Annotated in this window: 14 protein-coding genes; 13 read left to right on the plus strand and 1 reads right to left on the minus strand. The window is 73.3% G+C overall.

All coding sequences use genetic code 11. The annotated features are described in order from the left end of the window. Positions 1-151: 151 nt before the first annotated feature. From ABZ370_RS02510 to ABZ370_RS02540, 7 genes are all read left to right on the plus strand, one after another. Positions 152-2,611 (plus strand): DUF5682 family protein, encoded by a 2,460-nt coding sequence (locus ABZ370_RS02510; RefSeq protein ID WP_358615300.1) that lies wholly within the window; start codon positions 152-154, stop codon positions 2,609-2,611. Then, positions 2,608-3,831 carry a VWA domain-containing protein gene (locus tag ABZ370_RS02515; RefSeq protein ID WP_358615302.1) on the plus strand — a complete coding sequence of 408 codons (1,224 nt, stop codon included), beginning with the start codon at positions 2,608-2,610 and terminating at the stop codon, positions 3,829-3,831. Before ABZ370_RS02510 ends, ABZ370_RS02515 begins: the two co-directional genes overlap by 4 nt. A 162-nt stretch (positions 3,832-3,993) precedes the next feature. Beyond that, positions 3,994-4,899: a hypothetical protein gene (locus tag ABZ370_RS02520; protein WP_358615304.1), complete on the plus strand. Its 906-nt coding sequence runs from the start codon at positions 3,994-3,996 to the stop codon at positions 4,897-4,899. A 98-nt stretch (positions 4,900-4,997) separates the two neighbouring features. Continuing rightward, the gene (locus ABZ370_RS02525) at positions 4,998-6,527 is read left to right on the plus strand and encodes a hypothetical protein (RefSeq protein WP_358615306.1); all 1,530 of its coding nucleotides are present in this window, start codon (positions 4,998-5,000) and stop codon (positions 6,525-6,527) included. 338 nt (positions 6,528-6,865) lie between these two features. Next, positions 6,866-8,038, plus strand: coding sequence for an ADP-forming succinate--CoA ligase subunit beta (gene sucC / locus ABZ370_RS02530; RefSeq protein WP_358615308.1), 1,173 nt, complete (start codon positions 6,866-6,868; stop codon positions 8,036-8,038). Between the two features lie 21 nt (positions 8,039-8,059). Next, a complete protein-coding gene (gene sucD, locus ABZ370_RS02535; RefSeq protein ID WP_358615310.1) occupies positions 8,060-8,944 on the plus strand; it encodes a succinate--CoA ligase subunit alpha in 885 nt (294 codons plus the stop codon). Positions 8,945-9,171: 227 nt separating this feature from the next. Beyond that, a complete protein-coding gene (locus ABZ370_RS02540; RefSeq protein ID WP_358615312.1) occupies positions 9,172-10,923 on the plus strand; it encodes a DUF6350 family protein in 1,752 nt (583 codons plus the stop codon). Between the two features lie 105 nt (positions 10,924-11,028). On the opposite strand, the gene ABZ370_RS02545 is transcribed toward ABZ370_RS02540, so the two are convergent. Continuing rightward, complete coding sequence (locus tag ABZ370_RS02545; RefSeq protein ID WP_358615314.1) at positions 11,029-11,952, minus strand: hypothetical protein; 924 nt, start codon at positions 11,950-11,952, stop codon at positions 11,029-11,031. Between the two features lie 365 nt (positions 11,953-12,317). Between ABZ370_RS02545 and purN the strand changes: the two genes are divergently transcribed. The 6 genes from purN (at position 12,318) to ABZ370_RS02575 (ending at position 19,163) form a co-directional block, all read left to right on the plus strand. Continuing rightward, the gene (purN, locus tag ABZ370_RS02550) at positions 12,318-12,965 is read left to right on the plus strand and encodes a phosphoribosylglycinamide formyltransferase (protein ID WP_358615316.1); all 648 of its coding nucleotides are present in this window, start codon (positions 12,318-12,320) and stop codon (positions 12,963-12,965) included. Further along, a complete protein-coding gene (purH, locus tag ABZ370_RS02555; RefSeq protein ID WP_358615318.1) occupies positions 12,962-14,548 on the plus strand; it encodes a bifunctional phosphoribosylaminoimidazolecarboxamide formyltransferase/IMP cyclohydrolase in 1,587 nt (528 codons plus the stop codon). Before purN ends, purH begins: the two co-directional genes overlap by 4 nt. A gap of 154 nt (positions 14,549-14,702) precedes the next feature. Next, positions 14,703-15,590, plus strand: coding sequence for a bifunctional methylenetetrahydrofolate dehydrogenase/methenyltetrahydrofolate cyclohydrolase (locus tag ABZ370_RS02560; RefSeq protein WP_358615320.1), 888 nt, complete (start codon positions 14,703-14,705; stop codon positions 15,588-15,590). Next, a complete protein-coding gene (locus tag ABZ370_RS02565) occupies positions 15,580-16,248 on the plus strand; it encodes a DUF3017 domain-containing protein (RefSeq protein ID WP_358615322.1) in 669 nt (222 codons plus the stop codon). The genes ABZ370_RS02560 and ABZ370_RS02565 overlap by 11 nt, the downstream gene beginning before the upstream one ends. 422 nt (positions 16,249-16,670) lie before the next feature. Next, complete coding sequence (locus tag ABZ370_RS02570; RefSeq protein ID WP_358615324.1) at positions 16,671-17,900, plus strand: DUF2690 domain-containing protein; 1,230 nt, start codon at positions 16,671-16,673, stop codon at positions 17,898-17,900. 273 nt (positions 17,901-18,173) lie between these two features. Beyond that, entirely contained in the window at positions 18,174-19,163 is a 990-nt protein-coding gene (locus ABZ370_RS02575; RefSeq protein ID WP_358615326.1) for a malate dehydrogenase, read from the plus strand. The last annotated feature ends 112 nt before the right edge of the window (positions 19,164-19,275 follow it).

Below are 19,275 nucleotides of genomic sequence, written 5' to 3' on the forward strand. Positions count from 1 at the left end.
GGGGGAAGCGGGTACGCCCGGCGGCCGGGAGGCTCACCGCCCTGGCGGCCCCGCAGCGGAGGACCCCGCGACGCCAGGTGGAGCCCCCGGGACCGCCGGGGCCGCGGGAGCCCTCGGGGCTGCCGGAACCGCCGGTGCTGCCGGGACCGTCGTGCCGGAGTGGCCGCTGCTGCTGGGCGTGCGGCACCACGGGCCCGGGTCCGCGCGGGCCGTGGGGGCGGCGCTCGACGAGTGCGAGCCCGGTGTCGTGCTCATCGAGGGCCCGCCGGAGGCGGACGCGCTGGTGCACCTCGCCGCCGACGAGGGCATGCGCCCGCCCGTCGCGCTGCTCGCGCACGTGGCGGACGACCCGGGGCGCGCCGGGTTCTGGCCGCTGGCCGGGTTCTCGCCGGAGTGGGCGGCCATCCAGTGGGCGCTGGCCCGCGGCGTGCCCGTGCGGTTCATCGACCTCCCGGCCGCGAACTCCCTGGCCATGACGGCGAAGGCCGACCCCGCCGGACCAGCGCCCGCCGAGCCGGGCGACGCCGTACCGGAGGAGGCCGTACCGGAGGAGGCCGAGCCGGGCGACGCCGAGCGGGTGCGCGTCGATCCGCTCGCCGTCCTCGCCGAGGTGGCCGGGTACGAGGACCCGGAGCGCTGGTGGGAGGACGTCGTCGAGCACCGCGGCGTCGGCGGGACCGCGGCGTTCGCCGCCGTCGGCGAGGCCATGGGGGAGCTGCGGGCCGCGTACGGGCACGGCGGGCACGAGGACGACGCCGTCCGGGAGGCCCATATGCGGCTGCGGATGCACGCGGCGCGGCGGGAGTTCGGGGAGGCGGTCGCCGTCGTGTGCGGCGCCTGGCACGTACCGGCGCTGGCCGCCCGTTCCACCGTGACCGCCGACCGGAAGCTGCTCAAGGGGCTGCCGAAGGTCAAGGCCGAGATCAGCTGGGTGCCCTGGACACACCGCCGGCTGGCCCGGCACAGCGGCTACGGGGCGGGGATCGCCTCGCCCGGCTGGTACAGCCATCTCTTCCACGCACCGGACCGGCCCCTGGAGCGCTGGCTGACCAAGGTCGCCGGGCTGCTCCGGGACGAGGACTTCGCGGTGTCGTCCGCGCATGTCATCGAGGCGGTGCGGCTCGCCGAAACCCTCGCTGCCGTGCGCGGCCGCCCGCTCGCCGGGCTCGCCGAGACGACGGATGCCGTGCGGGCCGTCATGTGCGAGGGGTCGGACGTGCCGATCGCGCTGGTGCGGGACCGGCTCGTGGTCGGGGACGTGCTGGGCGAGGTCCCCGCGTCGGCCCCCGCCGTACCGCTCCAGCGGGACCTGCGGCGCGCCCAGCGCTCGCTGCGGCTGGCGCCCGAGGCCGCGGACCGGGAGCTGGAGCTGGACCTGCGCAAGGACATGGACGCCGCCCGCAGCCGTCTGCTGCACCGGCTGCGGCTGCTGGGGATCGGCTGGGGCACCCCGGCGGCCTCGCGCGGCGCCACCGGCACGTTCCGCGAGACCTGGCGGCTGCGCTGGGAGCCGGAGCTGTCGGTGCGGGTCGCGGAGGCGGGGGTGTGGGGCACCACCGTGCTGTCCGCGGCCACCGCCAAGGCCGAGTCCGAGGCGCTGGGCGCCACGGCCCTCGCCGAGGTCACCGAGCTGGCCGAGCGCTGCCTGCTGTCCGCGCTCCCGGACGCGCTCCCCGTGGTGATGCGCGCGCTCGCCGACCGCGCCGCGCTCGACGCCGACGTGGGCCACCTCGCGCAGGCGCTGCCCGCCCTGGTGCGGGCGGTGCGCTACGGGGACGTACGCGCCACCGACACCGCGGCGCTGGGCGAGGTCGCCGCGGGCCTGGCCGAACGCATCCTGGTAGGGCTGCCGCCCGCCTGCGTGGGGCTCGACCCGGACGGCGCCGCCGAAATGCTGCGCCACGTGGAAGCCGTGCACCGGGCGATCGGCCTCCTGCCGGAGCCGGAGCCGGAGCCGGAGCCGGAGCCGGAGCCGGAGCCGGAGCCCGAGGCGGGTGGCGCGGTCGCCGGGGGTTCGGGGGCGGGTGGGGGTGAGGCGCTGCGGGGGCGCTGGGCGGGGGTGTTGCGGGTTGTCGCCGGGCGGGACGGGGCTCCCGCCACTCCGGGGCTGCTCCGGGGGCGGGCCGCGCGTCTGCTGCTGGACGACGGGCGGCTCGCCGAGGGCGAGGCGGCCCGGCTGATGCGGCTCGCGCTCTCGCCCGGCACCGCGCCGCCCGAAGCGGCCTCCTGGGTCGAGGGGTTCATCGGCGGCGGCGCGGGCGGCGGCATGCTGCTCGTCCACGACGAACGGTTGCTCGGCCTCATCGACGGCTGGCTCACCTCCGTACCCGCCGAGGCGTTCACGGACGTCCTGCCACTGCTGCGGCGCACCTTCTCCGCCTACGACACGGGCGTCCGCCGCACCCTCGGCGAGCTGGTCCGCCGCGGCCCCGGGACCGCGGCCGGGGAGCCACGCCCCGCGGGCGGCGAGGCGATGCCCGGCTTCGGCCCCGGGACCGACGCGGACCGTGCGGCCGCCGTCGTGCCGACGGTGCGACTGCTGCTCGGCCTGGACCCCGGACCCATGGCCACCGCCACTGATCACGACGACACCACGGAGGCGGACCGATGACGGATACGGAGACGGACACCGGAGCCGACGAACGGCTGCGGCGCTGGCGGCTGGTGCTCGGCGGACAGGGTGGTGGACAGGGCGGCGACGGCACGGGCGGCGACGGCACCGGCCGCGATCTGAGCGGCACCGACGCCGCCATGGACCGCACGCTCGAAGCGCTCTACGGAGCCGGGGGCGGGGGCGGGGACGGCCCCGGCGGACCGGCGGGCGGCGGCCCGCGCTCGGGCGGGCTCGGCGGCTCCGCGCCCCAAGTGGCGCGCTGGCTCGGTGACATCCGTACGTACTTCCCCACCTCCGTCGTCCAGGTCATGCAGCGCGACGCCATCGACCGGCTCGGCCTGTCGGCGCTGCTGCTGGAGCCCGAGATGCTGGAGGCCGTGGAGGCGGACGTACATCTGGTGGGCACCCTGCTCTCGCTCAACCAGGCGATGCCGGAGACCACCAGGACCACGGCGCGGGCCGTCGTCCGCAAGGTCGTCGAGGAGCTGGAGAAACGGCTCGCGACCCGCACCCGCGCGACCCTCACCGGCGCGCTCGACCGGTCCGCCCGGATCAGCCGCCCCCGCCACCGGGACATCGACTGGAACCGCACCATCCGTGCCAACCTCAAGAACTACCTCCCCGAGCACCGCACGGTGGTCCCCGAGCGGCTGGTCGGTTACGGGCGGGCGGCGCGCGGGGTGAAGAAGGACGTCATCCTGTGCGTCGACCAGTCGGGGTCGATGGCCGCGTCCGTGGTGTACGCCTCCGTCTTCGGCGCCGTGCTCGCCTCGATGCGGTCGGTCGCCACCCGGCTCGTGGTCTTCGACACCGCCGTCGTGGACCTGACCGACGAACTGGACGACCCGGTGGACGTCCTGTTCGGCACCCGGCTCGGCGGCGGCACCGATATCAACCGGGCGCTCGCGTACTGCCAGTCGCGGATCACCCGGCCCGCGGACACCGTCGTCGTGCTGATCAGCGACCTCTACGAGGGCGGCATACGCGACGAGATGCTGGGGCGGGTCGCCGCGATGAAGGCGTCCGGGGTGCAGTTCGTGGCTCTGCTGGCGCTGTCCGACGAGGGGGCGCCGAGCTACGACCGGGAGCACGCGGCGGCGCTCGCCGCGCTCGGCGCACCCGCCTTCGCCTGCACCCCCGATCTCTTCCCGGAGGTGATGGCGGCGGCGATCGAACGGCGCCAACCGCCGATACCGGACATGGCGATGCATCAGTGACCATCACTGGCCAGGGGCTTGCGCCGCCCCCTGTGGGTCGTGCAAGGATCATGTCTGTCGCCAGGACGTGAATGTGACCGTCCGGTTTGGCGCTTCGCCTGTTGTCCGTACCACGGAAGGCCCCTCTTGTCTGCCGCGTTCGCTCTGCCTGCCGCTGTGCGCTTGCCGCGCACCGTGGCCGCGCGGCGGGCGCTGCTGGCGGCGCTGTTCCTCGGGGGCTTCCTGGCACTCGCGTTCGTCTTCGGTGGCAGCGCCCACGCGGCCGAGCGGGGAGAACTGGCCGGATCGGTGACGGGCCACCAGGCCCAGGCATCGGACCTGCTCGACTCCTCGTCCACCGCCAACACTGCCAACACCGCCAAGACGGACAGCACCGAGAAGCCGGTTGCCAAGGCCAAGGCGGTCAAGGCCAAGGCGGCCCCGGCCAAGGCGGTCAAGACCGCCGGCACCGTGGCACGCCGGGCGGCGCACACCGCCACCGACACCGTCCGCAAGACGGTGGAACCGGTGCGCGAGCCGGTGGAGCGGCACACGCGGCAGGTCACCGATCCGGTCGATGACCTGGTCAAGGACGCCACGGGCGCGGACCTGCCGGTGCGGCTCTCCGACGTCGGCGACGCCGGTGTCGGCGCGCTGGGCGACGCCTCCGGTGCGCACGGTGCCGCGTCGGGCCACGGCCCGGCCGCGGACGACGCCGCCACGAACCACACCCTGCATCACGCGGCCCGGCCCGCCGCGGCCCCGCTGGGGCCCGACATGTCGGCCTCGGCCGTCGCCGCGCCGCGTACCGCCGACTCCCACGACCACGGTCGAGGGACCGTCGTCCGGGCAGCCGACGGCGCGGGCCAGAGGGACGGCGCCCCGGCGCCGATGCCCCTCCCGCGGTCCCCCCTCGGGACCGTCACCCAGTGCACCGGCGACAGCGGCGCTCCCCGTGGCGGGAACGCCCACGCCGCTCTGCCGCCGTCCGGCGCCGCGCATCTCGGGCTCGCGCCCGGCGCGGTCCGTGCGGACAGCTCCGCGCCGACGCGCGAGCGGTACAACGAAGTCCTCGAATTCCCCGGCTAGGGCAGACCTCCCCCCGTCTGTACAAGACCTGCCGCGCGGGGGCGGGTCAGGTCTGCCCACCCACTTAATCCCCTTGAATTCGAAGGACTTCTGCCACCATGCGCAACAACGTTCGCCGCTCCATCCTCGTCGCCGCTGCCGCCACCGGTATCTGGGCGCTCGGTTCCGCCGCCGCCAACGCCGCCGAGGCCCCGCACGTCCCCTCCACCGACAGCGTCACCAGCACGGTGGGCGGCGTCACGGGCAAGGTCGCCGACACGACCGACAAGCTCACCGACACCACTGACAAGGTGACGGACACGACCGGCAAGGTCACCGACACCGTCGACGGTGCGACCGGCGATGTGGCCGACACGTCCAAGGTGAACGACACCGCGAAGAAGACCGTGGACGGCGTGACCGGCACGGTGGACGACACCGTGCACGGCGCCGCCAAGGGCCAGCTGCCGGACGTCTCCAAGACCACCCGCGACGTGACCGGTGGCGCGCTCGACGGTGTGACCCGTGACGCGACCAAGCCGGGCAAGGTCGTCAAGAAGGCGCACCACGCCGTGAAGTCCGTCCAGAAGGCCGCCGACGTCGACCTGCCCACCGGCGAGGTTCCCGGCGTCGTTCCGCACCTGCCCGGCCTCGGCTCGCTGCCGGCCAGCGGCTCCTCGCTGCCCGCCGCCGCCCCGGTGCCGTCCGTCAAGGGCGCCCCGGCCGAGCTGCCCGCGCAGCTCCCGGCCGCCCCGAAGCTGCCCGCCGCCCCCGGCGCCGCCGACAACCTGCTCGCCTCCCTCTCCGGTGCGGGCGTCCGCCCGGAGGAGCTGGCCGGTAAGGCCAAGGGCACCGTGGGCATCGCCAAGCCCGTCGTGGGCGGGGTCGCGGGCGACCTCCTGCCGCCCGCCGTGAACCGCGTCGTGGTCAAGGTCGTCCCGGTCGCGCAGGGCACCGTGGGTGACGCGGGCGTGCTCGCCGGTGACGCCGCGGGCAAGACCGTGCCGTACGTCGCCTACGTGGCCGGAAGCGCGCAGGGCTACGCGCTGGGCACCGCCAGCAACGTCCTCCCGCTCGCGCAGGGCACCGTCGCCAACGCCGTGCCGGTCGTCCAGGGCACTGTCGCCAACGCCGTGCCGGTCGCCCAGAACACGGTCACCAACACGGTTCCGTTCGCCGCCGACCTGGCCACCAGCACCGTTCCGTTCGCGCTGGACCTGACCGGCTCCGTGGCCACGAACGCGCAGGGCACCGCGGTGGACACCGTGGCCCGGGTGCAGAGCCTGCTCCCGGTGGCCCCGGTCGACCTGACCGACGCCGCCAACATCCCGGCCCTCCCGGTCCTGCCCGCGGTCCCGGCCCAGCTGCCGACCGTCCCGGCCCAGCTCCCGACCGACCTGCCGTCGGTTCCGGCCCAGCTGCCCACCGACCTGCCGAACGTTCCGGGCCAGCTGCCCACCGACCTGCCGAACGTTCCGGGCCAGCTCCCGACCGTCCCGGCGCAGCTCCCGACCGACCTGCCGACCGTTCCGGCTCACCTGCCGACCGTTCCGGCGGACCTCCCGACCGTTCCGGCCCACCTGCCGACCGTTCCGGCCGAGCTGCCCACCGAGCTGCCCGCCGCCCCGGTCACCCTCCCGGCCGTCTGATCGCCGGATCGCATGATCGCCGCGTGCGGCTCTGACGCCGTACGCAGCCGCAATACCGCGCAGTAGCCGAGAGCGGGCAGTCCTCGTTGGGGAGGGGACTGCCCGCTTTTCGGTTCCCAAATAGGTGTGTACGGTCGCGATCTGTGACTGTAATCACCGCTCCAGTGTGATCTGCGATTTAGGGCCGCACGTCTCGCGGTTATAACCTGCGAGACGGACATGCCGCGTACCCGGCGCACGTGTGCCGCCCTCGTTATAGATCGCGTCCTCACGCTGCCGCCTGCGGCACGCCCGCGCAGATAACGACCGCGATATCCATGGAAAAGGGACGGACGCGCGTGGACCTGTTCGAGTACCAGGCGAGGGACCTCTTCGCCAAGCACGGTGTACCGGTGCTGGCCGGTGAAGTCATCAACACGCCTGAGGCGGCGCGCGAGGTGGCCGAGCGACTGGGCGGCCGTGCGGTCGTCAAGGCGCAGGTCAAGGTCGGTGGCCGCGGCAAGGCCGGCGGCGTCAAGCTGGCCTCCGACCCGGCCGACGCCGTGGAGAAGGCGAACCAGATCCTGGGTATGGACATCAAGGGCCACACGGTCCACAAGGTGATGCTCGCCCAGACCGCGGACATCAAGGAGGAGTACTACGTCTCCCTCCTGCTGGACCGCACCAACCGCACTTTCCTCGCCATGGCCTCCGTCGAGGGCGGCGTGGAGATCGAGGTCGTCGCGGAGCAGAACCCCGACGCTCTCGCCAAGATCCCGGTGGACGCCATCGAGGGTGTGACCCCCGAGAAGGCCGCCGAGATCGTCGCCGCCGCGAAGTTCCCGGCCGAGATCGCCGACCAGGTGGCGGACGTCCTCCAGCAGCTGTGGACCGTCTTCATCAACGAGGACGCCCTGCTCGTCGAGGTCAACCCGCTGGTCAAGACCGGTGACGGCAAGATCATCGCGCTGGACGGCAAGGTGACGCTGGACGCCAACGCCGAGTTCCGCCAGCCGGAGCACGCGGCGCTCGAGGACAAGGCCGCGGCCAACCCCCTCGAGGCGGCGGCCAAGGCCAAGGGCCTCAACTACGTCAAGCTCGACGGCGAGGTCGGCATCATCGGCAACGGCGCGGGTCTGGTCATGTCGACCCTCGACGTCGTCGCGTACGCCGGTGAGAACCACGGCAACGTGAAGCCCGCCAACTTCCTCGACATCGGTGGCGGCGCCTCCGCCGAGGTGATGGCCAACGGTCTTGAGATCATCCTCGGCGACCCGGACGTCAAGTCCGTCTTCGTCAACGTCTTCGGCGGGATCACCGCCTGCGACGCCGTCGCCAACGGCATCGTCCAGGCCCTGGAGCTGCTGAAGTCCAAGGGCGAGGACGTCAGCAAGCCGCTCGTCGTGCGTCTCGACGGCAACAACGCCGAGCTGGGTCGCAAGATCCTCACCGACGCCAACCACCCGCTGGTTCAGCAGGTGGACACCATGGACGGCGCGGCCGAGCGCGCCGCCGAGCTGGCCGCGAAGTAAGGGACGAGGACACCAGAAACCATGGCTATCTTCCTCACCAAGGAAAGCAAGGTCATCGTCCAGGGGATGACCGGGTCCGAGGGGCAGAAGCACACCCGTCGGATGCTCGCCTCGGGCACCAACATCGTCGGTGGCGTGAACCCGCGCAAGGCCGGCACCACCGTTGACTTCGACGGCAACGAGGTACCGGTCTTCGGCTCCGTCAAGGAGGCCGTCGAGGCCACCGGCGCCGACGTCACGGTCATCTTCGTCCCGGAGAAGTTCACCAAGAGCGCGGTCATCGAGGCGATCGACGCCGAGATCCCGCTCGCCGTGGTGATCACCGAGGGCATCGCCGTTCACGACTCGGCGAACTTCTGGGCCTACGCCGGTCAGAAGGGCAACAAGACCCGCATCATCGGTCCGAACTGCCCGGGCCTGATCACGCCGGGTCAGTCGAACGCGGGCATCATCCCGGCCGACATCACCAAGCCCGGCCGCATCGGTCTGGTGTCGAAGTCCGGCACCCTGACCTACCAGATGATGTACGAGCTGCGGGACATCGGCTTCTCGTCCTGCGTCGGCATCGGCGGTGACCCGGTCATCGGCACCACCCACATCGACGCGCTGGCCGCCTTCGAGGCCGACCCCGACACCGACCTGATCGTGATGATCGGCGAGATCGGCGGCGACGCCGAGGAGCGGGCCGCGGACTTCATCAAGGCCAACGTCACCAAGCCGGTCGTCGGCTACGTGGCGGGCTTCACCGCGCCCGAGGGCAAGACCATGGGCCACGCCGGTGCGATCGTGTCCGGTTCCTCCGGCACCGCCCAGGCGAAGAAGGAGGCCCTGGAGGCCGCGGGCGTGAAGGTCGGCAAGACGCCGACCGAGACCGCCGGTCTGGCGCGCACCGCGCTGGCAGGCTGACACGTCGGCAGGCTGACGGAGCGAACGCTTCACGGGCGCGGGCCCGTACCACCGGACGGGTGGTACGGGCCCGCGCCTTTTGCGGTCCCGGGGCCGCATGATGCCTTGCCACAAAAGGCACATAAGCCCATTACGTACGACACGCGACCAATCGCTTGATGTACGGATGAAACGACTGTTATTGGCAGCATGGGCCCGTGACCCAAACGACCGATCGCAGTCCATCGGTGTCCTCACGCGGTAGCGCCGCGCGCCAGCGCCCCTCCGTCGCCAGGGAAGCGTTCCTCGGTGGCGTGGTGGCCGCGGGGCTCGGCCTGGGCACGCTCGCCGTCGTCGTCCTGCTGCTGTGGATCACCTCTTCGTCCCCCGACAGCAGCCCCGACGGGGCGCTGCACGTCGCCGCCGACCTGTGGCTTCTCGGGCACGGCGCCGACCTCGTACGGACCGAGACACTGTCCGGACATCCGGCACCCGTCGGGCTGACCCCGCTGCTCATCAGCGCGGTGCCCTGCTGGCTGCTCTACCGCGCCGCGCAGCACGCGGTCTACCAGGGCCAGGAGGAGGAGGCCGAGGGGCAGTGGGTGCCCGAGGACTCCGTCGTCGACCCCCGTACCGTCTTCGGCTGGGTGACCGGCGGCTATCTGCTCGTCGGCATGGCGGCCGTGCTGTACGCCACGGCCGGGCCGCTGCACATCGACCCGCTCAGCGCCGTGCTGCACCTGCCGCTCGTGGCCATGGCCGCCGCCGCCCTCGGTGTGTGGGTGGCCGACGGCCGGTTCCCGGTGCGGCTGCCCGGGCGGGCGAAGGCCGCGCTGGGCCGGGTTCCGGGCGCGGCGCCGCTGGCGGCGGGCGTCGTCCGATGCGCCTCGTGGCTGCGCGGCAGCTGGTGCCGACGGCGCCGGCTGCTCGCCGCGTGCCGCGCCGGGGCCGGTGGGCTCATGGTGCTGCTCGGCAGCGGCGCCCTGCTCACCGGGATCTCGATGCTGAGCCACACGGGATCGGTACAGCTGGCGTTCCTGCAGCTCAGCAACGTATGGCAGGGCCGGTTCGCGGTGCTGCTGGTCAGCCTGGCGCTGCTGCCGAACGCCATCGTCTGGGGCGCGGCGTACGGCATCGGCGCCGGTTTCGCGGCCGGGGGCGGCAATGTCGTCACCCCGCTCGGCGTCACCTCCTACCCCCAGCTGCCGCACTTCCCCCTGGTCTCGGCGCTGCCCGCGGAGGGCCCGCACTGGCCGCTGAACTGGGTGACCGGGGCCCTGGCGGGGGCGTCGGTGGCCTGGCTGACGGCGGTCGCGGCGGCCCGGCGGCCCGGCAAGGGCGCGCCCCGCCCGGCGTGGGGCTGGGGCGAGACGGCGGTGCTGGCGGCGCTCGCGGCGATCGGCTGCGCGGCCGTGATGGCGCTGCTGGCGGCTGTGTCCGGCGGACCGCTGGGCGTGGGCATCCTCGCCGACCTCGGCCCCGACTGGTGGCGCACCGGCACCGCCACCCTCGCCTGGACCGGGCCGATCGCGGTGCCCGGCGCGCTGGTGGTGCGCTGGGTGCGGCTGTACGTCCCCAGCCGGGCGACCTGGGCGGAGTGGAAGGCGGCCCGCGCGGCGAAGGCCCGGGCCCGGGAGGAGGCGCGGGCGAAGAAGCGGACGGCCCACGAGGAGGCGCTGGCCCGGGTGGCGCTGGAGCCGAAGCCCGAGCTGGAGCCGCAGGCCGAGCCGATCGACCTGCGGAAGGCCATGGCCGAGCCCTGGTGGCAGTGGCTGAAGCCGAGCCCCCGGGTGGGTGGAAAGCGGAAGCGCGAGCCGGAGCGCACCCCGGACCCGGCGACGAGCCCGGGCCTCGGCTCAGGGGTCGGCACCGGCATGGGTGCGGGCACGATGGCCGAGTTCATGGGCGGCATGGTGGGCGCGACCGGCCCGATGGGCCCGATGGAGGCGCCGACGCCGCCCCCGCACCGGAAGCCCGATGCCACGGAGGAGACCCCGTAAGCCGAACAGCAGAGCCGCCCCGGGCATGTGGCCCGGGGCGGCTCTGCTGTTCGCCGGTGCGTTATTCGCCGGTGCGTTATTCGCCGGTGCGCTGCTCGCCGGTGGCTATTCGCCGGTGCTGAGGAGGGGGCGCAGCTCCTTGGGGAGCTGGGTCTCGCAGGCGTGCCGGGAGGTCTGGGTGAGAGCGTCGTTCACGCAGGTGTAGTAGTCCTTGTAGACGATCTGGAAGCTGAACGTCGCCGCCACGATGGCGAGCGCGAGCCCGCCCGTCACCAGACCGCTGATCGCCGCCGTCGACTGCGGCTTCGACGAGCCGGAGCCGGAGCCGGGCGCGGGGAGCCGGGCCGGAGTGGCGCCGGGCGGCGGGGGCGGGGCGTTGAGCGGGGCGTTCGCCTTACCGCTCGCCGTGCCGTTCGCCGTGCCGCTCACCGCGGCGGACGTGGCCGTCGAGGAACGGCGCGGCTTGGCCCGCAGCGAGCTGATGCCCCAGTACAGGGCCAGCACGCCGAGCAGCAGCGCGATCTGCGCCAGGCTGAACAGGGCGAAGAAGAACGCCCACATGCCCGCCAGCAGTGCGTACCGGGCGCGCCGCTGGGCCGGGTCGGTGGGGTCCCAGCCGCGCGGGCCGGACGGGCCGCCGCCCTGGCCGCCGGGCCCGGACGGGCGGCCGCCGCCGGTGCCGGGGCCGGTGCCGAAGCCGCCGCTCTGGCGGCCGGGCTGGCGGCTGCTCCACTGGCTGCCCCAGGCCGGGGGCTGCTGTGGCTGGTCGCCCCGGCCGCTCTGGCCGTCCTGACCGCCGTCACCGCCGCTGTCACCGCTGCCGTCCTCGGGCCGGTGCCGGGGCTGCCACGGCTCGTCGGGCCTGCCCTCGGGCGGCGGGGCGAAGGGATTGTCCTCGGGCCGCTCCTCGCCGTGGTGGTCCCCGGAGGAGGAAGAGGACGACGAGGGAGTCGAGGGGGACGAGGAGGACGACGGTGACTGCTGCTCGCGCAGCAGCGGCGTCGTACGCGACGTGCGGGCGCGCCTCATCGCCGCCCCCCGGTGTGGCTGGGGGTCGGAGTGAGGCGATGAGCCGCGCGGCGGCGTCGGTCCGGCATCTGGAGTGTGTCTTCCCCTTGTGTCGTCGTCCTGCACACCCGGGCCGGGTACGGCTGCTGCCGTACGGCTCGGCGGTGCGGGCGCGACGGTCGTTCCCACGGCATCAGTTGGATTCCCAGTCCAGACGCTACCTCCCGTGCCCGCCCCCGTCCCCCGGGGGCCGCTTCGTGTGCCGGTATCGTTGCTGACGGTCGGCGGCTTCGTAGAGTTCCCCGGAATTCAAGAGTCCGTGACCTTGTACGACCACACAAACGGCAGCACCGCCCGCAGCACCGCCCGCGAGAAAGATCCCCGCCGTGGCCTCCCCGCCCCTTCCCGCCCCTTCCGGCTCCCCTGCCCGCCTCGTCGTTCTCGTCTCCGGCTCCGGTACGAATCTGCAGGCGCTCCTCGACGCCATCGACGACGTGGGCACCGCGGCCTACGGCGCCCGGATCGTGGCCGTCGGCGCCGACCGCGGTGACATCGCCGGTCTGGAGCGCGCCGAGCGCGCCGGTATCCCCACCTTCGTGTGCCGCGTCAAGGACTACGAGAGCCGCGCCGAGTGGGACGCGGCACTGGCGGGCGAGACGGCCGCGTACGCGCCGGACCTGGTGGTCTCGGCGGGGTTCATGAAGATCCTTGGCAAGGAGTTCCTGGCCCGTTTCGGCGGCCGGTGTGTCAATACCCACCCGGCCCTGCTGCCCAGCTTTCCCGGCGCCCACGGGGTGCGCGACGCGCTCGCGTACGGCGTGAAGGCGACCGGGTGCACCGTCCACTTCGTCGACGACGGGGTCGACACCGGCCCGATCATCGCCCAGGGCGTGGTCGAGGTCCGGGACGAGGACGACGAGTCCGCTCTGCATGAGCGGATCAAGGAAGTCGAGCGTTCGCTGCTCGTCGAGGTCGTGGGGCGTCTGGCCCGGCACGGCTACCGCATTGAGGGACGAAAGGTAATGATCCCGTGACCGCCGAAGGTACCAAGCGGCCCATCCGCCGCGCGCTGGTCAGCGTGTACGACAAGACGGGGCTGGAGGAGCTGGCCCAAGGACTGCACGCGGCGGGTGTCCAGCTCGTCTCGACGGGCTCGACGGCCGCGAAGATCGCGGCGGCGGGTGTTCCGGTGACCAAGGTCGAGGAGCTGACCGGCTTCCCGGAGTGTCTGGACGGCCGCGTCAAGACCCTGCACCCGCGCGTCCACGCGGGCATCCTCGCCGACCAGCGCCTCGACGCGCACCGCGATCAGCTCACCGAGCTGGGCGTCGAGCCGTTCGAGCTGGTCGTCGTCAACCTCTACCCGTTCCGCGAGACGGTCGCCTCGGGCGCCTCGCCCGACGAGTGCGTCGAGCAGATCGACATCGGCGGTCCGTCGATGGTCCGCGCCGCCGCCAAGAACCATCCGTCCGTGGCGGTCGTCGTGAACCCGGCCGCCTACGGTGACGTCCTCAAGGCCGCCGCCGACGGCGGCTTCGACCTGGCGCGCCGCAAGCGGCTGGCGGCCGAGGCCTTCCAGCACACCGCGGCGTACGACGTGGCGGTGGCCAACTGGTTCGTCGAGGCCCGCGGCGGAGCCGCTGATGAGCACGGCGCGGCCGACGAGGGCGAGTGGCCGGACTTCACCGGCGCGACCTTCACCCGGAAGCAGGTCCTGCGCTACGGCGAGAACCCGCACCAGCCCGCCGCGCTCTACAGCGACGGCAGCGGCACCGGCCTCGCGCACGCGGAGCAGCTGCACGGCAAGGAGATGTCGTACAACAACTACGTCGACACCGAGGCCGCCCGCCGCGCCGCCCATGACCACACCGAGCCGTGCGTCGCGATCATCAAGCACGCCAACCCCTGTGGGATCGCGACCGGCGCGGACGTCGCCGAAGCGCACCGCAAGGCCCACGCGTGCGACTCGCTGTCGGCCTTCGGCGGCGTGATCGCCGTCAACCGTCCGGTATCGGTCGCCATGGCGGAGCAGGTCGCGGAGATCTTCACCGAGGTCATCGTCGCCCCCGCCTACGAGGACGGCGCGGTCGAGGTGCTGGCCCGTAAGAAGAACATCCGCGTGCTGCGCTGCGCCGACGCCCCCGCGGCGGTCACCGAGCAGCGGCCCATCGAGGGCGGCACGCTGGTGCAGGTCAAGGACCGGTTCCAGGCCGAGGGCGACGACCCGGCCCACTGGACCCTGGCCACCGGGGAGGCGCTGGACGCCGACGGCCTCGCCGAGCTGGCCTTCGCCTGGCGCGCCTGCCGCGCGGTCAAGTCCAACGCGATCCTGCTCGCCAAGGACAACGCCACGGTCGGCGTCGGCATGGGCCAGGTCAACCGCGTCGACTCGGCGAAGCTGGCCGTGGCCCGGGCGGGCGAGGAGCGGGCGACCGGTGCGTACGCCGCCTCCGACGCCTTCTTCCCGTTCCCGGACGGCTTCGAGGTACTGGCCGAGGCGGGCGTCAAGGCCGTGGTGCAGCCGGGCGGCTCGGTCCGCGACGAGCAGGTGGTCGAGGCGGCCCAGAAGGCGGGCGTGACCATGTACTTCACCGGTACCCGGCACTTCTTCCACTGAGCCCGTCCCCGCGACGTATGCCATCGGAGGCCGCACCCCGCAGTCGGGGGTGCGGCCTCCGCCGCCCCACCCCACTCCGCCCCTTCTCACAGGTCTCACAGATCTCACGGGCCCTGAGTGGAATCGATGTCCCCGCATCCGGGAGGATGAAGCCATGACCGCCCAGATTCTCGATGGCAAGGCAACCGCCGCCGCGATCAAGTCCGATCTCGTCAGCCGCGTGGAGGCGCTCAAGGCCAAGGGCGTCCATCCCGGCCTCGGAACCCTGCTCGTCGGCGAAGACCCGGGCAGCAAGTGGTACGTCGCGGGCAAGCACCGCGACTGCGCCCAGGTGGGCATCTCGTCCATCCGCCGTGACCTGCCCGACACCGCCACCCAGGAGGAGATCGAGGCGGCGGTCCGGGAGCTCAACGAGGACCCGGAATGCACGGGCTACATCGTCCAGCTGCCGCTGCCCAAGGGCATCGACACCAACCGGGTGCTGGAGCTGATCGACCCGGCCAAGGACGCCGACGGGCTGCACCCGATGAGCCTCGGCAAGCTTGTGCTGAACGAGACCGCGCCGCTGCCGTGCACGCCGCAGGGCATCATCCAGCTGCTGCGCCACCACGGCGTGGAGATCAACGGCGCGCATGTGGTGGTCGTCGGCCGCGGCATCACCGTCGGCCGGTCGATCGGGCTGCTGCTCACCCGCCGCTCCGAGAACGCGACGGTCACCCTGTGCCACACCGGCACCCGCGACCTGTCCGCGCAGCTGCGCCAGGCAGACATCATCGTGGCGGCCGCCGGGGTGCGGCACCTGGTGAAGGGCGAGGACGTCAAGCCGGGCGCCGCGGTGCTCGACGTGGGCGTCAGCCGGGACGAGCACGGCAAGATCGCGGGCGATGTGCACCCCGATGTGTCCGAGGTCGCGGCCTGGATCTCGCCGAACCCGGGCGGCGTCGGCCCGATGACCCGCGCTCAGCTGCTGGTCAACGTCGTCGAGGCGGCGGAGCGGGACGCGAAGGCGGCCGCCGACGGCGGTGCCGGTCATGACGGCTGAGGCGAGCGAAGGGTCCACGGCCGGTCAGGCCGGGGCTGGTCGGGCGGGAGCCGCTGGTCAGGCGTCGGCAGCAGAGCCCGCGACCGGCCAGGCGGCGACGGGCCAGGCGGCGACCGGACAGGCGGCTACGGACGAGCCCACGGCCGGTCAGAAACCGGCAGCTGGTCAGGAACCGGCAACCGGTCAGGAGCCCGCGGCCGGTCAGGAACCGGCGGCCCGTCGGGCCTCGGCGGGCAAGCCGACGGTCGCGGAACTGCCCGGGCTGCTGCTCCGCAAGTCCCGCCGCTTCCCGCTGATCACCCGGGACACCGCGCGTCCGCAGGGCGGCGGCCGGGCCGCGCCCGGCAGCGCCCCGGCGACCGCCCGGCAGTGGCCGTTCCTGGCGGTGGTGGGCGGCGTCGCGCTGGGGCTGCTGATCGTCTCGCTGGACGGGTTCCGGCTGGGCACGGCGCTGATCGGGCTGTCCCTGCTGGCGGGCGCCGCGCTGCGGTGGGCGCTGCCGGAGGTCGGGATGCTGGCCGTACGGTCGCGCTTCACGGACCTGCTGACGTACGGCGGGCTCGGCGCGGTGATCTTGCTGCTGTCGCTGATGGTCCAGCCGGACCCCTGGATCAAACTCCCGTTCCTTCAGGACGTGGTGCACTTCACGGTCCGCTAGTCCGCGCCCTCCGCGCGGCCCCTCAACCGAACGGCGGCCCGTCCTCACCCCCGCGGGAGGACGGGCCGCCGTTGGCTTGTTCGCTTCCCTCGCGGTCCGGGCGGCGGTCCGTCCTCTCCCCCGAAGAAGGACGGACCGCCTGATGATCAGGGTTGTGCGTCAGCTGTGCGGGATCAATGGACGTTGAGGGCCTGTGGCTTGGAAGTGACAGTTCCGCAACGAGGTATCGGCTGCGCAACGACGAGCGGACGCCGCGTGAGTGCGCTCCCGAGTCCGGAATGCTCCGATGCGCCCCCGCCGGAGGAACTGACATCCTGGGGCAAGGCATCTCTTTGGGTAGTCACTTCGGCGCCCGGGACGCCGGCAGGGGGACCACTGCAAGGGGAACGACCAGGTACGCACGGGGGGACAGGGGGAGGCACATGCCTCGTTGGAGGGACCTGCCGGAGGAACTCGACCCGCAGGTGCGGGAGTTCACCGGGCAGTTACGCGGACTCGTCGACCGCAGCGGGATGAGCGTCGTCGCCATCGCCGACCGCACGGGCTACAGCAAGACCTCCTGGGAGCGCTATCTCGGCGGCAGACTCCTGCCGCCGCAGGGCGCGGTGGAGGCGCTGGCCGAGGCGACGGGCGCGGACGCGGGTCACCTCAGCACCCTGTGGGAGCTGGCGGAGCGGGCGTGGAGCCGTGCCGAAGCGCGGCACGACGTCACGATGGAGGCCATCCGGGTCGACCGGGCGCGGGCCGCGCTGGAGGAGTTCGCGCCGCCGCCGGTGGAGAAGGAGAAGAAGAACGGCCGCAAGCCCGCGAAGTCCCGCCCGGCGGCCTTCCCGGGCGCGCAGGGAGCCCCAAGTGTCCGGAACGTCGATGTGCCCGGGCCCGAACACCCGCTGGTGGAGCCCGTCCCGGCGGCCAAGTCGCCCGCGCCGCCCATCTCATCCGCGCCGCCCGCCTTATCCGCGTCGCTCACCTCATCCGCGCCGCCCGGGCCGGGCACCCCGCCCTCGCCGCCCGTGGCCGACGAGCCGGGCCCGCCGCGCCCGGCCGGGCAACCCCGGCGCCGTATCGCGCTGTTCGCCGCGGGCGTCGTCGGCACGCTGCTGATCGTGGCCGGAGCCGTCCTCGTGACCGGCCAGGGCGACGACGGCGAGAAGCGGGCCCAGCAGCCGGTCAAACCCCCCGCCACCACCGCCTCCCGGCTCCCGGCCGGGGTGAAGTGCTCCGGGGACGGCTGCGGCGGCAAGGACCCGCAGGCCATGGGCTGCGGCGGCAAGTACGCCACGACGACCGCGAACGCGATGGTCGGGACGGCGTACGTCGAGGTCCGCTACAGCAAGGTCTGCGGCGCCGCCTGGGCCCGCATCGCCCGGGCGGCCCCCGGCGATCAGGTGCGGGTCAGCGCCCCCGCGAAGGGCGGTGGGCCGGGCCGTACCGAGAGCGGCAAGGTCGACGCGGACGGCGACGCGTACACCGCGATGGTCACGGCGGACGCCGCCTCGCGGGCCACCGCGTGCGCGACCCTCACCGGCGGCCGGCGCGGCTGCACGTCACAGGACACCGCGCAGGACACCCCGCAGGGCACCTCACGGAACACTCAGGGCAACTCACAGGGCACTCCACAGGGCACCTCGCAGGGCGCTCCCCAGGGGTGACCGACCGGCGTGTCCGCCCGCCGCGGTCCCGTCCGGGGGAATCTCCGAACGGGAGGAATGACCCCGGGGAATCGGGGCATGCGAACGCCGACCCCCCACGGGTGCGGCACCGGGCGGCCGTCTGTTCTCCCCCTCCTGACAGACGGCCGCCGGGGCGTGGCCGGTGAGCGGCGACACATGGGCCCGGAGATGCGGGCGCCGCGTCGTCGGATAGCCTGGCGCCGGTATCTCGACACCAAGAGATCTCGGACAAACACAGCGCAGGAGACCGCCATGACCCGCACTCCCGTCAATGTCACCGTCACCGGCGCGGCCGGCCAGATCGGCTACGCGCTGCTCTTCCGCATCGCCTCCGGTCAGCTCCTCGGCGCGGACGTGCCGGTCAAACTGCGGCTCCTGGAGATCCCCCAGGGGCTGAAGGCGGCCGAGGGCACCGCGATGGAGCTGGACGACTGCGCGTTCCCGCTGCTGCGCGGCGTGGACATTTCCGACGACCCGAACGTCGCCTTCGACGGCGCCAACGTCGCGCTGCTGGTCGGCGCCCGCCCGCGCACCAAGGGCATGGAGCGCGGCGACCTGCTGGAGGCCAACGGCGGCATCTTCAAGCCGCAGGGCAAGGCCATCAACGACCACGCCGCGGACGACATCAAGGTCCTGGTCGTGGGCAACCCGGCCAACACCAACGCGCTGATCGCCCAGGCCGCCGCCCCGGACGTACCGGGCGACCGCTTCACCGCGATGACGCGCCTGGACCACAACCGCGCCCTGTCGCAGCTCGCCCAGAAGACCGGGGTGCCGGTCGCTGAGATCAAGAAGCTCACGATCTGGGGCAACCACTCCGCCACCCAGTACCCGGACGTCTTCCACGCCGAGGTCGCGGGCAAGAACGCCGCCGAGGTCGTCAGCGACGAGCAGTGGCTGGCCGAGACCTTCATCCCGACCGTCGCCAAGCGCGGTGCCGCGATCATCGAGGCCCGTGGCGCGTCCTCGGCCGCCTCCGCCGCCAACGCCGCCATCGACCACGTCCACACCTGGGTCAACGGCACCGACACCGGTGACTGGACCTCGGCCGGTGTGGTCTCCGACGGTTCGTACGGGGTGCCGGAGGGCCTGATCTCGTCCTTCCCGGTCACCGCGGAGGACGGGCAGTTCCAGATCGTCCAGGGACTGGACGTCAACGAGTTCTCCCGCACCCGCATCGACGCGTCGGTGAAGGAGCTGGAGGAGGAGCGCGAGGCCGTGCGCGGTCTCGGCCTCATCTGACGCGCTGACGCGCGTCCGCCGACGCGCCCGCGTCCGACGCACTCCGCGTGCGCACATCCGAAGGGTCACCCTCCGTTATTCACTCCGGAGAGTGACCCTTCGGCTATTTCCT

Source organism: Streptomyces sp. NPDC005962 (assembly GCF_040629205.1).
In the GTDB taxonomy this organism is placed as follows: domain Bacteria; phylum Actinomycetota; class Actinomycetes; order Streptomycetales; family Streptomycetaceae; genus Streptomyces.

Bases quoted from the DNA above. Each gene is read 5' to 3' on its own strand.
- ABZ370_RS02515 (WP_358615302.1), top strand. From the start codon at position 2,608: ATGACGGATACGGAGACGGACACCGGAGCCGACGAACGGCTGCGGCGC.
- ABZ370_RS02570 (WP_358615324.1), top strand. From the start codon at position 16,671: ATGCCTCGTTGGAGGGACCTGCCGGAGGAACTCGACCCGCAGGTGCGG.
- ABZ370_RS02525 (WP_358615306.1), top strand. From the start codon at position 4,998: ATGCGCAACAACGTTCGCCGCTCCATCCTCGTCGCCGCTGCCGCCACC.
- ABZ370_RS02560 (WP_358615320.1), top strand. From the start codon at position 14,703: ATGACCGCCCAGATTCTCGATGGCAAGGCAACCGCCGCCGCGATCAAG.
- ABZ370_RS02545 (WP_358615314.1), bottom strand. From the start codon at position 11,952: ATGAGGCGCGCCCGCACGTCGCGTACGACGCCGCTGCTGCGCGAGCAG.
- ABZ370_RS02575 (WP_358615326.1), top strand. From the start codon at position 18,174: ATGACCCGCACTCCCGTCAATGTCACCGTCACCGGCGCGGCCGGCCAG.
- ABZ370_RS02565 (WP_358615322.1), top strand. From the start codon at position 15,580: ATGACGGCTGAGGCGAGCGAAGGGTCCACGGCCGGTCAGGCCGGGGCT.
- sucD (WP_358615310.1), top strand. From the start codon at position 8,060: ATGGCTATCTTCCTCACCAAGGAAAGCAAGGTCATCGTCCAGGGGATG.